The organism is Vreelandella profundi (assembly GCF_019722725.1).
GTDB classification, from domain to species: domain Bacteria; phylum Pseudomonadota; class Gammaproteobacteria; order Pseudomonadales; family Halomonadaceae; genus Vreelandella; species Vreelandella profundi.
In genome coordinates, this window is sequence record NZ_CP077941.1 from 3,077,175 (window position 1) to 3,091,781 (window position 14,607).

Annotated in this window: 13 protein-coding genes; 5 read left to right on the top strand and 8 right to left on the bottom strand. The window is 57.2% G+C overall.

What is annotated here, in order from left to right:
* Positions 1–111 precede the first annotated feature (111 nt).
* The 3 genes from KUO20_RS14050 to KUO20_RS14060 are packed head-to-tail and all read right to left on the bottom strand — an operon-like array spanning position 112 to position 3,070.
* Positions 112–1,293 (bottom strand): four-carbon acid sugar kinase family protein, encoded by a 1,182-nt coding sequence (locus KUO20_RS14050; protein ID WP_235040457.1) that lies wholly within the window; start codon positions 1,291–1,293, stop codon positions 112–114.
* Positions 1,290–2,309: a 4-hydroxythreonine-4-phosphate dehydrogenase PdxA gene (gene pdxA / locus KUO20_RS14055; RefSeq protein WP_235040458.1), complete on the bottom strand. Its 1,020-nt coding sequence runs from the start codon at positions 2,307–2,309 to the stop codon at positions 1,290–1,292. The genes KUO20_RS14050 and pdxA overlap by 4 nt, the downstream gene beginning before the upstream one ends.
* A complete protein-coding gene (locus KUO20_RS14060) occupies positions 2,306–3,070 on the bottom strand; it encodes an SDR family NAD(P)-dependent oxidoreductase (protein ID WP_235040459.1) in 765 nt (254 codons plus the stop codon). The genes pdxA and KUO20_RS14060 overlap by 4 nt, the downstream gene beginning before the upstream one ends.
* Before the next feature lie 231 nt (positions 3,071–3,301).
* On the opposite strand from KUO20_RS14060, the gene KUO20_RS14065 reads away from it, so the two are divergent.
* Genes KUO20_RS14065 through KUO20_RS14075 form a run of 3 tightly spaced genes read left to right on the top strand, consistent with a single transcriptional unit; the run spans position 3,302 to position 7,228 of the window.
* On the top strand, positions 3,302–4,465 hold the full coding sequence (locus tag KUO20_RS14065) for a fumarylacetoacetate hydrolase family protein (protein ID WP_235040460.1): 1,164 nt from the start codon (positions 3,302–3,304) through the stop codon (positions 4,463–4,465).
* A 37-nt stretch (positions 4,466–4,502) separates the two neighbouring features.
* On the top strand, positions 4,503–5,804 hold the full coding sequence (locus tag KUO20_RS14070; protein WP_235040461.1) for an L-fuconate dehydratase: 1,302 nt from the start codon (positions 4,503–4,505) through the stop codon (positions 5,802–5,804).
* Positions 5,804–7,228 carry an FAD-binding oxidoreductase gene (locus KUO20_RS14075; protein ID WP_235040462.1) on the top strand — a complete coding sequence of 475 codons (1,425 nt, stop codon included), beginning with the start codon at positions 5,804–5,806 and terminating at the stop codon, positions 7,226–7,228. Before KUO20_RS14070 ends, KUO20_RS14075 begins: the two co-directional genes overlap by 1 nt.
* A gap of 73 nt (positions 7,229–7,301) precedes the next feature.
* Here KUO20_RS14075 and hpaI read toward each other — a convergent pair whose 3' ends face one another.
* The 5 genes from hpaI to KUO20_RS14100 form a co-directional block, all read right to left on the bottom strand.
* On the bottom strand, positions 7,302–8,069 hold the full coding sequence (gene hpaI, locus KUO20_RS14080; RefSeq protein ID WP_235040463.1) for a 4-hydroxy-2-oxoheptanedioate aldolase: 768 nt from the start codon (positions 8,067–8,069) through the stop codon (positions 7,302–7,304).
* Positions 8,070–8,118: 49 nt separating this feature from the next.
* On the bottom strand, positions 8,119–9,414 hold the full coding sequence (locus tag KUO20_RS14085; RefSeq protein WP_235040464.1) for a TRAP transporter large permease: 1,296 nt from the start codon (positions 9,412–9,414) through the stop codon (positions 8,119–8,121).
* Positions 9,411–9,965, bottom strand: a complete 555-nt coding sequence (locus tag KUO20_RS14090) for a TRAP transporter small permease (protein ID WP_235040465.1) — start codon at positions 9,963–9,965, stop codon at positions 9,411–9,413. Before KUO20_RS14090 ends, KUO20_RS14085 begins: the two co-directional genes overlap by 4 nt.
* Before the next feature lie 81 nt (positions 9,966–10,046).
* Complete coding sequence (locus KUO20_RS14095; protein WP_235040466.1) at positions 10,047–11,027, bottom strand: TRAP transporter substrate-binding protein; 981 nt, start codon at positions 11,025–11,027, stop codon at positions 10,047–10,049.
* Between the two features lie 315 nt (positions 11,028–11,342).
* On the bottom strand, positions 11,343–12,257 hold the full coding sequence (locus KUO20_RS14100; RefSeq protein WP_235040467.1) for a LysR family transcriptional regulator: 915 nt from the start codon (positions 12,255–12,257) through the stop codon (positions 11,343–11,345).
* Positions 12,258–12,404: 147 nt separating this feature from the next.
* Here KUO20_RS14100 and KUO20_RS14105 point away from each other — a divergent pair, with 147 nt between their 5' ends.
* Together KUO20_RS14105 and KUO20_RS14110 are read left to right on the top strand one after the other, a co-directional pair.
* Positions 12,405–13,610, top strand: coding sequence for a CaiB/BaiF CoA transferase family protein (locus KUO20_RS14105; protein WP_235040468.1), 1,206 nt, complete (start codon positions 12,405–12,407; stop codon positions 13,608–13,610).
* Positions 13,611–13,647: 37 nt separating this feature from the next.
* Complete coding sequence (locus KUO20_RS14110) at positions 13,648–14,589, top strand: hydroxymethylglutaryl-CoA lyase (protein WP_235042489.1); 942 nt, start codon at positions 13,648–13,650, stop codon at positions 14,587–14,589.
* The last annotated feature ends 18 nt before the right edge of the window (positions 14,590–14,607 follow it).

Genomic DNA, 14,607 nt, shown 5'->3' on the forward strand with positions numbered 1-14,607 from the left:
GAAACCGACCATCTTGCTGTATACGTATCATACCACCAGATTGAAACCTAGCCTGTGACCCTCAATTACGCAACCACTCGACTAGCATTTTGCTGTCGTTATTTTGTGTGCTTAGCTCGACTCACCGCTCAGGTTAAGCTGTTGATGCAAACGAACGAGTAGTGATGAGTCGCCGAAGCCGCCCGCCTTAGTCATTACTCTGCGGTGGGAATCACCATCCAAACATCCTAATGCCACCCCCGGCGACCACTCAGTCTCAACGGTGATATAACGAACGCCTTGCAGGGAGAGCACTGCCATAGCGATATCGCCACCGGTAAGAAATTGCAGGTGCTCATCTTCGTCGTGCCAGGCTGAGATAATGCCAGCCACCTGGGCCGCCATTGCATCGGCCACTTCAATCGCTGTGCGCACGGTTCCATCGTCACTAGGCACGATGACACACGCTTCGACACTAAGGTGATCATGCGACGTAGCACACGCCTCAATAATCGCTAAGTCGGGTAACTGCTGGCACAGCGACTCAAGCTGCTCCGCCGCACGAGGAGCCCGGGAGCCAACGGCATACAGCACCGATTTTATCCCGCTCAGTGACCGAACCTGAGCACAGGGAGCTCCAAAGCAACGTTGCGCAATGGCCATAGCCAACCCCGCCGCGCCGGCCATGACGCGCGAGCTTTTGAGCTTCAGCACGCCATCGTAAAGCGCGGCGAGCTCCTCGTCGCTGCTGGCATCGACAATGCAGCTCTCGTGAGGAAGCGTGTTTCCCTCCTCAAGGCGATAGCGCTGTAACGCCAGTCCCCCTGTAGCAAACGCATGATCAATAGGACCCAATAGAGGCGATGACCGCGCATCCTGCTGATAAGCCGTATTGGCCAAGTTTACGCCATCAACCCAGACTTCAGCGTTGCGCACAATGCGCCCTTGAGACGGCACCGCTGGCGCCAATAGCAGTGGATACCCAATGGCTTCTTGTAATGCTCGACACTCGGCAACTACCTGGCCACGCAAGGTTGAATCCACCTTTTTAAACCATTGCTGCGGGCTTACCTGTGTCAATAGACGAACCGCCTTAGCAACCCGCAACGCCGCTTCATCGGCCCGCAAATGGCGCGACTCGGTATTCACGGCGATGACCGCTGGCCACTGCCCTTGCCACACATCAAGCGTCGCTGCTAATGCTTCTAGACTGACAACCACTCGGGCATCGGCTCCCCGTGCGGCAAAGGGCGCTGATGCATCCAGCGCACCCGACAAATCGTCGGCAATAATGGCTAGCTGGCAGAGGCTCACGAATGTCTGCCACTGGCGAGACGTCGAGCATAGGCAATCGCGGACCGCATGTTGGTAGCATCCGCTTTACCTTGCCAGGCGATATCAAACGCGGTGCCGTGATCCACTGAGGTACGCTGTAACGGCAGGCCTAGGCTGACATTCACCGTCGTATCGAATGCGATGAGCTTGACCGGAATATGACCCTGGTCATGATACTGAGCAACGACTAGATCGAACTCGCCTTTCGAGGCTCGGTAGAACACCGTGTCAGCAGAAATAGGGCCGCTTACATCAAAGCCACGCTCGCGTAGACGCTCCACCGCAGGCGCAATACAGCGGCTGTCCTCATCGCCAAAAATCCCCCCTTCACCGCAATGCGGATTGAGCCCTGCAACGGCGATACGCGGCGCGCTTAGCCCCAGCGCAACCAAGTGAGCATTGCCGGCCTCGACGGTGGCAATAATACGTTCAGGCGTCACTCGATCAATCGCCTCTCGCAGCGATACATGCGTTGAAACATGCAGCGTCGAAAGCGTCTCTGAGGCCAATAGCATGAACGATGAGGGCGCACCGGTCAGCGCTGCCAGCATGCCGGTGTGGCCATCGTAATGGTGGCCTGCTTCATGCAGCGCCGCCTTGTTTAACGGCGCAGTGACAATCACCTGCGCCCGGCCTGACTGCACTAAGCTCACCGCCGCCTGAACGCAACGAAAAGCCATATCACCTGCGCCCGCACTGATTTGGCCATCGGGAATATCTGCACCCATCGGCACGTCCACCACGCTGATAGCGACACAGTGATCACCGCTGGATGGCTGGTCGAGCGGCACAAAAATCAGCTCAGCATCGACACTGACCGCTGCACGACGATAAATAGCAGGATCTCCCACCACGATGGCACTGGCTCGGTCGGCGCTAGACATCGCCTTTAACGCGCGACAAATAATTTCCGGGCCAATACCCGCAGGGTCGCCCATGGTGATCGCAATCTCATAACACTTAGCGCCTGGGTTACTACGCAATGACATACTCATGGCATTAGCTGCCCACCGTTGACCTCAATGATTTGACCCGTCACATAGCCGCTCAGCGTGTCTGTTCCGAGAAACACATAAGCCCCTACGCACTCTTCGGACGTGCCTAATCGCCCCATAGGGATCGATGCACGTGCCGCGGCTAAATGCGCCTCGCTGGAGTGGCGCTCGTGAAAATCGGTCGCAATCGTACCGGGGGCGACGGCGTTAACGCGGATATTCTCGCCGGCCAGTTCCTTCGCCATATTACGCGTCACCGTGCTCACAAACCCCTTGGCCGAGGCATAAAGCCCTGCACCACCGCCACCACCATTGCGTGCAGCAATAGACGTGGTATGGATGATATTGCCGCTTCCTGCGCGCCGAAAATGCGGTAGCGCAGCGCGGCTGGCCATGATCACCGAGCGCACGTTGAGATCCATCACCCGGTCATACTGGTCATCGTCCATCTCGTCTAAGCCTACCCGGCCCAGCATGTCACCGGCGTTATTGATTAGCAGATCCAACCCGCCCAGGCGTTTGGCCGCTTCATCGACAAGCCGTTGCGTTTCACTGGAATGACTGACGTCCGCTTTAAGGGTAAAGGCTTCACCCCCTGCATCGCGGATAGCCTTGGCCACCGCTTCGGCGGGCGCTTCACTGCTGTGATAGTGCACCGCCACATGGGCACCCAGCGCACCTAGCTGCTTAGCCACCGCCGCACCGATTCCACGGCTGGCGCCGGTGATGAGGACTCGCTTGCCTTTCCACTCATCTAACATGACCTTCTCCTTAACGATTTTTACTTTTATTTTTCAAGCAGTATTCAGCGAAATCGATCTCAATTAGGCATATTTAACTATCGACCCGAAACCGGACGGTGCGCTAAAGTGAGCCATGAACTGGCATACCTGTCATACAACACAATATCCATAACATGATAGGTGATGATGCACCAACCACTCGTTGCTCATCACTAGTACATCTTTAGTTCAACGCTGCTGGAGGCGCACATGAACCCACTGTCCCTGACTGACTCTCTTCCCCATGATCTAGACAAAGCGCTGCTCGTTGGCCGCGCTTGGCTGGATGGCACGCATCCCGGCCCCGCACTGGTGACCGTTCACGCTGGCCAGGTCATCGATATCACCGCGTATGGCCCCACCATGGCTGATTTGCTGGAACGCGATGATGTGCTGTCCGTCGTGCAACGCGCAGAAGGACCGTCAATCGGTAGCGTCGAGGCGCTACTCGCCAACTCCCAGATGCCCTCGCCAACCGCACCCTATCTACTTGCGCCCTGCGATGTGCAGGCCGTTAAAGCCTGCGGCGTCACCTTTGCCGTTAGCCTGCTAGAGCGGGTGATCGAAGAGCAAGCGGGCGGTGATCCGGCTCGGGCCGTGGCGCTGCGCGATGATTTGCAGGCGCTGATTGGCACCGATCTCTCCAAGATTACCCCAGGGTCTGCCGAAGCGATGGCGCTCAAAGAAGCGCTGCAAGCCCGCGGTGGCTGGTCGCAGTATATGGAAGTAGGCATTGGCCCCGATGCCGAGGTGTTCACTAAAGCACAGCCGCTGTCTTCGGTGGGCTTTGGCACCCCGGTCGGCCTGCATGTGTCCTCGCAGTGGAATAACCCCGAGCCGGAAATTGTCCTGGCGGTAGACAGCCGCGGCCAGGTGCGCGGCGCCACGCTAGGCAATGACGTCAACTTGCGCGACGTTGAAGGCCGCAGCGCCCTGCTGCTCGGCAAAGCAAAAGATAACAACGCCTCCTGCTCGCTGGGGCCATTCATCCGACTCTTTGACGATCACTTCAATATGGATAGCGTGCGCAACTGCCAGGTATCGCTGCGCATTGAAGGCGAGGACGATGATTTCTTGCTGCAGGGTGAAAGCGATATGCGCGAGATCAGCCGCGATCCGCTGGACCTAGTGGGCCAAACTATCGGCGAGCACCACCAGTATCCTGACGGCTTCATGCTGTTTCTCGGCACCATGTTCTCACCGATTCAGGACCGCGACGGCGAAGGCCAGGGGTTCACCCACCACCTAGGCGATCGCGTCACCATCGCCACACCGTCCCTTGGTGCCTTAGTCAATACGGTAGGCCGAAGCGATCAGCTGCCGCCCTGGACCTACGGCATTCGCGAACTGATGCGCCACCTCGCGCGCCGCTAAGCATTACGTCACTCATATCACCGATTAGGAGAGCACAATGACAACCATAACTCGTGTCGAGATCAAGGATATCCGCTTCCCCACGTCGCGCACGCTGGACGGTTCGGATGCCATGAACGCAGCGCCCGACTACTCGGCCACCTACGTCATCCTGCATACCGATGACGGCAGCCCCGAAGGGCACGGTTTAACGTTTACTATCGGCCGCGGCAACGAAATAGTGGTTACCGCCGTACAATCACTCGCGCCGTTAATTGAAGGGCGCTCGCTGGCGTCCATCACCGACAAAATGGGCAGCTTTTGGCGAGAAATCACCGGTGACAGCCAGCTCCGCTGGATCGGCCCCGATAAAGGTGCGATTCACTTAGCCACCGCCGCCATCGTCAACGCCGTGTGGGATATGTGGGCAAAGCACGAAGGCAAACCGGTATGGAAACTGCTGGTGGATATGACCCCAGAGCAGCTGGTGCGCTGTCTCGACTTTCGCTTCGTTACCGATGCACTCACGCCGGAAGAGGCGATCTGCCTGCTGCGCCGCCAGTCATCCGGCAAAGCAGAGCGTGAAGACGAAATGCGCCGCGACGGCTATCCGGGCTACACCACTTCATCGGGCTGGCTGGGCTACAGCGACGAGAAAGTGCGCCGCTTAGCCAGAGAAGCGCTGGCGGAAGGCTGGACGCACTTTAAACAAAAGATTGGCGGCGATATCGAAGAGGATGCCCGCCGCGCAGCGTTGCTGCGCGAAGAAATTGGCTGGGATAACGTGCTGATGATGGACGCCAACCAGGTATGGGACGTCGATGAAACGATCACTAAAATGCGCCGCCTGGCAGAATTTGACCCGCTGTGGATCGAAGAACCCACCAGCCCTGACGACATTCTCGGCCACGCCGAAATTCGCCACCGCGTTGCGCCTATTGGCGTTGCTACCGGCGAGCACTGCCATAACAAAGTGATGTTTAAGCAGTTCTTCCAAGCAGATGCCATCGACTACTGTCAGCTCGATGCGGCACGCCTGGGCGGGCTCAACGAAGTCATCCTGGTGGTACTGATGGCAGCCAAGTTCGGCGTGCCAATTTGCCCTCACGGCGGTGGCGTTGGGCTATGCGAATACACCCAGCACATTTCACTTTTCGATTACATTGCGGTATCCGGTAGCCTTGAGGGTCGCGTTCTGGAGTATGTGGATCATCTTCACGAACACTTCATTGACCCCGTCGTTATTCGCGGCGGACGTTATCAGGTGCCCGAAGCGCCGGGCTACAGCATTGCCATGCATGCTCAGTCGCAAGCACAGCACTGTTTCCCAGATGGCGCTGCCTGGCAGGAAGAGGCCTAATGACAGCAATCACCACCTTTTTAAACGAGCTCGCCAGCCTGCTTGGCGAGCGCGGTTTAATACGCCAACCAGATGCGATGGCGCGCTACGTTAGCGATTGGGCGGGCGACACGCTAGGCATGCCCCTGGCCGTGGCTCGTCCGGCGAATACCGCTGACGTTGCGGAGGTTGTCAGGCGCTGCTATCAGCAAGGGATCGCAATGACACCCCAGGGTGGCCACAGCGGCCTAGTGGCGGGCGCATTGCCCGCCGCGAACGGCCAGGAACTGGTGATCAGCCTGGAGCGTTTGAATAACGTGCGGGCTATTGATCCGGTCAACTTCACCATCACGGTGGACGCTGGCTGCATCCTTGAGAACGTCAAGCTAGCCGCTGCCGAGCATGACTGCGATTTTCCGCTTTCACTCGGCGCTCAGGGCAGTTGTCAGATTGGTGGCAACATTGCTACCAATGCAGGCGGCCTTAACGTGCTGCGCTACGGAATGATGCGTGAGCTGGTGCTGGGGTTGGAAGTGGTGCTTCCCGATGGGCGCGTGCTGGAGGGCCTAAACGCCCTACACAAAGACAACCGTGGCTACGATCTTCAGCAGCTGTTTTTAGGCAGCGAGGGCACCCTGGGCATCGTCACCGGCGCCGTGTTAAAACTCTCACCTCGCCCGACTCAAAACCGCACCGCGCTGCTTGGCCTGCCCTCCGTTCAGGCGGTTATCGACCTATACGGCTTAGCACGCCGCGACTGCTGCGATTTGCTGACGGCTTTTGAGCTGATTCCGCGCCGCTGCATTGAGCTGGCCATAGAAGCAACGCCGGAGCTTCGCGACCCCATGGAAAGCGCCTACCCCTGGTACGTGCTCATGGAAGTTGCCGCCACCGGGCCGGTAGATTTAGCGACGATGCTGGAACAGCTGCTGGAAACAGGCATGGAGCGTGAGCTGGTGCTTAACGGCGCGCTGGCCGCCAGCGATACCCAGTCGGCCCAGCTGTGGCAGTTTCGCGAGAGTATGCTGGAAGGTCAGCGTCGGCGCGGCGAGCACTTACGCACCGATATCGCCGTGCCCATTTCAGCGATTCCAGAATTTGTCACGCAGGCGAGCGAGGTCATCATGGCCGCCTCACCCGAGTGCGAAATCATTGCCTATGGGCACGTCGGTGACGGCAACCTGCACTTTAACATTCTGCCGCCCAGCGCCATGGCTGACGCCGATAAAAAAGCCCATCTACATGACCTGGAAGAGCGGCTTTTTGAGGTGCTTGATGACTTCCAAGGCAGTATCAGTGCCGAACACGGCATTGGCCGCACCAAACAAGCGCCTTATTTGGCTCGGCTATCGCCCCTTGAGCGCGAGCTCATCAGCGGCGTTAAAGCCCTGTTTGATCCTAAGGGGCTGATGAATTCTGGAAGGATTTTGCCAACCGCAGATTAACGACCCCGCCAGGCAAGCGCAGAACGCACGTCCAAAGCGCTTGCCTGTCCTTCGCTCAGCGTTCATACAAACCCTAGCGTTTGAACCGCTCTGCCAGGCCGCGCAAGGCATTGGCATACAGCAGAGCATCGATCCCCACGCCAACGAATGTACAGCCCGCATCTAGGTAGCCGCGGGCTGCCTGTTCGTCCACCGTGACAATCCCTACCGCCTTACCCGCTGCGCGAATTTTGTGAATAGCATCGCTAATCGCCGCTTCCACGTCGGGGTGGCCGGCGTTGCCAAGATGCCCCATTGACGCCGACAAATCGGCAGGCCCAATAAACACACCGTCGACCCCGTTTACTGCGGCGATGGCCTCCAGATTATCCAGCGCCTGCTGGCTCTCTACCTGCAGCATCAGGCAAATCTCGTCATCCGCGCGGGCCAGATAGTCTTTCATCTGCCCCCAGCGCGAGGCGCGCGCCAGCACATGCCCAACGCCACGTTCACCGTGGGGCGGATAGCGGGTTGCCGCCACTAGTTCAGCGGCTTGCTCGGCCGTTTCTACCATGGGAATCAGTAAGTTCTGTACGCCAATATCCAAATAGCGCTTGATCAGCACGGTATCGCCCGTGGGCGGGCGCACGACAGGGTGGCTGTTATAGGGCGCCAGCGCCTGCAGTTGAGCAAGCAGGCTGCCCAGATCATTAGGAACGTGCTCGGCATCTAGCAACAGCCAGTCAAAGCCAGCGGTGGCGGCGATTTCCGCTGAGTAAGCGCTCGCTAGCCCGAGCCAAATCCCCGTTTGGGGATGGCCCGCTAACAGCTGCTGTTTAAACACATTTTGAGGCATGTTCATACTGGCTCCTTTTTATTTTGATGGCGGCTAAAACACTCGCCTTAAGCTCTTAATAACCCATGAGATCTGGCAGCCACGTGGCCAAGCCCGGCACGGCTATCAGCAACAAAATAGTGGCTATAATCGGCAGCAAGAAAGGCAGTATCGCGGTCACTACCTGACCGTAGCGCAATCGCGTAATGCCCACCATTAAAAACAGCACCGTGCCAAACGGGGGAGTGATTACCCCAACGGACAGTGTAATCACCATCACAATGCCGAAATGCACCGGATCTAATCCAGCGCTCAGCGCAGCCGGCACCACAATCGGCGTAAAGATCAGAATACTTTCAATCACTGACATAAAGCAGCCAATGAGCAGAAAGAACAGCGCAAAACACAGCAGCAGCGCCACCGTGGGCATATCGACGCTGGCGACCTGCCCGGCCAGTGCCTGGGGAATGCCCATACGCACCAGTATCCAGCCGTAGAAGCTGGAAACCGCAATAATCAGCAGAATAACCGCACTGAACATTAATGTTCTGCGGAAAGCATTAAAAAGATCCCGCCCGTTCAAATCACGGTAAATCACACCGCCCAGAATGATGGCGTACAGCGAGGCAATCGCGCCCGCTTCCGTCGGCGTGAAGAAGCCGCCCCAAATGCCACCCACGATGATTGCAGGCATCATTAGCGGCAAAATCGCACGCTTGCCGGTGCGAGCGACTTCGCAGGCATCAAACGGCTTAGGTTTAGGCATCACGACCTTGCCCGTGGCGCCAAGCAGCACCGTCATGCCCATCAGCAGCAGCGCCATCAAAATACCCGGCAAAAGCCCCGCCATAAACAGACCACCAATGCTGACGTTAGCAAGCCAGCCATACACGACTAGCGCAATGCTGGGTGGCAAGATTGGCCCAATAACGCTTGAGGCAGCGGTAATGCCCGTGGAGTAATCCAGCGCATAGCCACGCTCTTTCATGGCCTTGATTTCAATACTGCCAAGCCCCGCAGCGTCCGCTACGGCGGTGCCTGACATAGTCGCGAAAATAGAGCTCGCCACCACGTTAGCGTGGCCAAGCCCACCTTTAGTGAAGCCGACAAGCGCGGTCGCGAAGTCGAAAATGCGCGTGGTCGTCGAGCCGACATTCATAATATTGGCGGCGAGAATAAACAGTGGAATCGCCAGCAGCGTAAAGTTGTTGAGCGTTTGCACCATCCGCAGCGGCAATAGCTCAACGGGCAGCCCACCGGTGCCGGTCGCCACCAGCGCGATAAACGACGTCACGCCAATGGCCACCACCACGGGCAAGCCAATGGCCATCAGTATCAATAGCCCGCCGACAAAAATCAGTAATTCCATCATGGCTGAGCTAACTCCTCTGGACGCTCTTCTTCATCACGTACTTCCAACCACGCGACCGGGCCGCGCAGGGTTTGCCACACCGCTATCAGCGCCATGCCTGCAAAACTAAAGAAAATACCGTAATAGAGATAGCTGAAACTAATACTCAGTGAGACCGTTTTATTGTTGGCGCTCATATCCGACATGATCCATGCGCCCCAGGCGGCAAGGGCAAAAAAGCCGCAGGAAATCAGTGCAGTGGCTCGATACTGAAGGCTTTTTCCTAACCCCGAAAGCTTATGGCTAAACAAATCGACTACCAGATGCTCGCTGCGCACCCAGGCCGATAGCGATCCAAAGCCAATCGCGTAGATCGCCATCATAGACGCGACCTCTTCGGTCCAAGGCATACCAAGCCCCAGCAGGTCACGCGCAATAACCGCCGCCACAATAAGCAGTAGGATAGCGGCCATTAACGCCACGCCCGCCCCATCGCAAAGGCGGGTTACCCAGCGCAACGTATAGAAAGCTATTCGATCGAACCCGTTACTGGGCGGAACCACGTGATTCACAGGAAGACTCCCCGACATTTATCAACATATAAAAATAAAACGACGGCCCAATGGGCCGCCGCTGTTGGCTTCAGGTGCGTATTAGTTACTTTCGCTAGCCAGCGCATCTTCGCGAACGCCGTCGGCCATCTCAGAAAGAACGCGATCAATGGCGGGCATCGCCGCTTCGCGGAAGGCATCAATATCAGGCTCGATGACCGTCATTCCTTCTTCTTGAAGGGCTTCTAGATAATATTTATCCAGTTCAAGCTCTTGCTCTGAGCCATACTCGCGGGCCACATCGATGGCCTCTGCAATCAGCGCCTGATCTTCCGCTTCCAAACCGTCCCACCAGCGCGAACTGGCTACCCAGCTCCAGGGGAACTGTACGTGGCTGGTCAAAATCAGGTAGTCCTGCACTTCCCACAGCCGGCGCGTATAGGGCGATGAAAGCGAGTTCTCGTGACCGTCGACCTGGCCGGTTTGCATGGCCAGATAAATTTCCGGTGCCGGTACGTTGACGACCTGCGCACCAATTTCTTCCCACACTTCTAGCCAAATAGGCAACGAAGGCAGGCGAAGGCGGAATCCGGCAAGATCCTCTGGCGTATTAATTTCTTTATTGGCCGTCATATGACGCGGGCCGCGATGCTGGGTGCCGAAGAATTTAAGACCGCCTTGGCTCTCCGCCTTTTCAATTAACGCCTGCCCAGAAGGGGTCTCTATATAGGCGTCCACTTCGTCCCAGGTGGTAAACAAAAAAGGCACGGTGATGGCATCATATTCAGGCGCATATTGCTGGCGCCAGTTGCCGCCGGTCAGGGAGATCTGTGTCTGGCCAAGATTCAGCAATTCCAAAATAGCGTTTTCACCGCCCAGGGATCCCGCCAAAAAAGGACGCACCTCAAAGCGGCCCGGCGCCTGCTCTTCTAAATATTCAGCGAAACGTTCCACCGCGGCACTTTCCGAGCCGCCTTCACTCATGGTGTTGTTGACTTGAATTTCGATGGGATTAGCGAGGGCGAAGGGAGCCGCCGTTAACATTCCAAGGGTAGCCAGCGTGGCAAATAATTGTTTCCGCATGCGATGACTCTCTACGGTTGTCGTTATGGGGTGTCATTATTGTGATCGTTCTTATAACGAGTCCTAGTGACGCTACTTCAATCTTGAAACAAGCCGCCAACGGGCTCAAATCGACGTTCAAGAAGGCTGCCTTCGTATAATACGATGGCTAGAAACGCCCCTATAGCGCGTTATTTTACCCCTGCCCTCTCTGCCATACGACCAAAGATGAATAACGCCGCTGGCTTAAAGTACGCTGACGTGAACGCTGCAGACTATTTAACGCCTAATCATTCAGAGCCTGCATTCTCGAAATACGAAGCCGCTAGAGCATGCCTAATCTTCGATAAGCACCGAATGGGCGCTGTCGCCCACTAAGTGGTCAACCAAATGCCGGGCCGTGACGGGCAGCGTTGCATAGCGACGTATGCCAATCACCAGTTCGTGCTGAGCCCACGAGTCGCTCAGCGGGATGCTTTTCAGCTGCAGATCACCCAGGTCGCGATAAATGGCTTGTTCGGGCAGCACGCCAACGCCCATACCGTGATGAATCATGCGACATATAGCGTCAAAGCTACGCACTTGAATGCGCATTCTTAGCGCTTTTCCCGTCATATTGGCCTGCTCATTCAACAACGATTGCACCGACGCGTCTTGCTGCAAGCCAACAAAATCAAACTCAAGCGCTTCACTAAAGGCGATGCTTTCACGCTCAGCCAGAGGATGGCCCTTGGGCGTCATCAGTACGAGCCGGTCTCGTCGATACGAGAGCCGCTGAAGGTCAGGCGCCGCCACATGCCCAGCAAAAATACCGATGTCGGTCAGCCCGTCACGCACGGCGGCAACGATTTCACTGCTGACCCGCTCCTGCAGGTCGATTTTAATTTCGGGATAGAGCCGCGAGAAGGCGCTGAGGTCCTGGGGAAGAAACGCAATGATCGCTGAGGTATTGGAGTGAATGCGCACGTGGCCACGCACGCCTTCCCCATACTCGCTCAGCTCTGCATGCAGGCGTTCAATGTTATCCAGAATACGTCGGGCGTGGTGCAAAAACGCCTGGCCCGCAGGCGTTAGCTCAACGCCTCTGGGGCGACGGTACAGCAGCTTAGCGCCCACCAACACTTCCAGATCACTAATCCGCTTGCTCACGGCGGCAAGCGCCAAGTGTTCGCGCTCCGCAGCCGCTGTCAGGCGCCCCTCATCCGCCACGGAGATAAAGAGCTTAAGAGTGACAAAATCAAAGCGGCGCATAAGAATCTCCCGGTAAGACAACGGCCTTATGCTAGCGCAGACCTTCGTCGTCTACGAAACCTTTGTTACCCATTGTCTAATTGTCGGCCGCAAATCGCTCGCGCATGCTGACAATCTGTAATGAATCCAATCACAAGAGAAAGCCCCATGAACGCTCCCACTGCACGCCAGCTACCGCTACAGGGCCTGAAGGTTCTTGAGCTTGGTCAACTCATTGCAGGCCCTTTCGCCACCAAGCTGCTGGGTGAGTTTGGCGCAGACGTGATTAAAATCGAGCCGCCGGGCACCGGCGACCCACTTCGCAAATGGCGAATGATTGAAGATGGCACTTCGCTGTGGTGGCACGTGCAAACCCGTAACAAGCGCTCGGTAGCACTGGATTTACGCAGCCAAGAAGGCCAGGCGCTGGTGCGTCAACTTATCGCCGAAGCCGACGTCGTGGTGGAAAACTTTCGCCCAGGCACCTTAGACAGCTGGGGGCTAGGCTGGGAAGCGCTCTCTAAACTCAATCCTCGGCTGATCATGGTGCATATTTCAGGCTATGGGCAAACGGGGCCTTACCGCGACAAGCCCGGCTTTGGCGTGATTGGCGAAGCCATGGGCGGGCTGCGCTACCTCACCGGCCAGCAGGGCGAGCCTTCCGTACGCGTAGGCGTGAGCATTGGAGACTCGCTTTCCGCGCTTTATGCCGTGATTGGTACGCTGCTGGCGCTTCAGGAACGCAATCGCAGTGGCCTGGGCCAGGAAATTGACGTTGCGCTGTATGAGTCGGTGTTCGCGATGATGGAAAGCCTGCTGCCAGAGTTCGATGCCAGCGGCCAGGTTCGTCAGCCCAGCGGCAGCGCTTTACCCGGCATTACCCCTTCGAACGCTTATCGCTGCCAGGGCGGTGACTATGTACTCATCGCGGGCAACGGCGACAGTATCTTCAAGCGCTTAATGAGCGTCATTGGCCGCGATGATCTTGGCAACGACCCAGCGCTGACCCATAACGACGGCCGCAGCCAGCAAGCCGACATGATTGACGCCGCTATTCAAGCGTGGACTGAAGAACGTCCTCGGGATGCTATTTTGCAAGCCCTAGATGACGCCCGCGTACCCGCAGGCTACCCCTACACCGCCGAAGACATTGCCTTTGACCCGCATTATTTGGCGCGAGAAATGATTCAAACCTTTAACCGCCCCAACGGTAAAGCGCTAAAAGTACCGGGCGTACTGCCCAAGCTGAGCGCGACCCCAGGGCGGCTCGGCAACGGTGGCCCCGCGCTGGGTCAGCATACTGACGACGTATTGGATGAGCTGGGCATTGATCACGACACCCGCGTCAAGCTGCGCCAAGCGGGCATTATCTAACACATATAAGGCTTAGGAGAACACGATGCACAGCACAATGAGCCCGCCAACGCCCTGCTCTGCAAAGGTAGAGATCAATGAAGTCGCCCCGCGGGACGGCCTGCAAATTGAAGCGCGTTATGTACCAACAGAAGAGAAAATCCGCTGGATCGATGCGCTCTCCACCACCGGCCTGCGGCGCGTTGAGGCGACCTCGTTCACCTCACCCAAAGCGATTCCCAATCTGCATGACGCGGCCGAAGTAGTGACCGGCATTCAGCGCAGAGAAGGCGTCGATATCACCGTACTGGTGCCTAACGTTAAGGGTGCCGAGCGGGCATTAGCCTGCCAAGTGGATGAGATTAATCTTGTCATGTCCGCCAGCAATAGCCACGGGCTGGCAAACCTGCGCATGACGCCAGAGCAATCTCTTGAGCAATTCGCTGCGATTTTGGATGTTAGTAAAGATAGCGGCGTGTTTATCAACGCCTCTCTCTCGACCACTTTTGGCTGCCCATTTGAAGGCGATGTGCCGCAAGCCCGGGTGCTAGAACTGGTTGAACAGCTTATCGCACTGGGTATTCAGGGCATCACGCTCTGCGATACTACCGGCATGGCCAACCCCGCCCAGGTCAGCATGCTCTGCGAAGCCGTTCTTGAGCGCTGGCCAGAAACGCCGTTTACGCTGCATTTCCACAACACACGCGGCATGGGATTAGCAAACGCCCTAGCGGCCTGGCAGGCGGGCATCACGCGCTTCGATGCCGCACTCGGCGGGCTAGGCGGCTGCCCCTTCGCCCCCGGCGCAACGGGCAATGTATGCACCGAAGACTTGGTGCATATGTTTGAAACCATGGGCGTCGATACCGGTGTCGACCTGGATGCACTGTTGGAAGTCGCGGCCACCCTTCCCGACCTTATCGGCCATGATGTGCCGGGGCAGGTGGTTAAAGCCGGGAAATCGACGCGGCGTTATCCGATGCCTAAGGCTCATGCCTGAACATTAGGCATAAAAAAA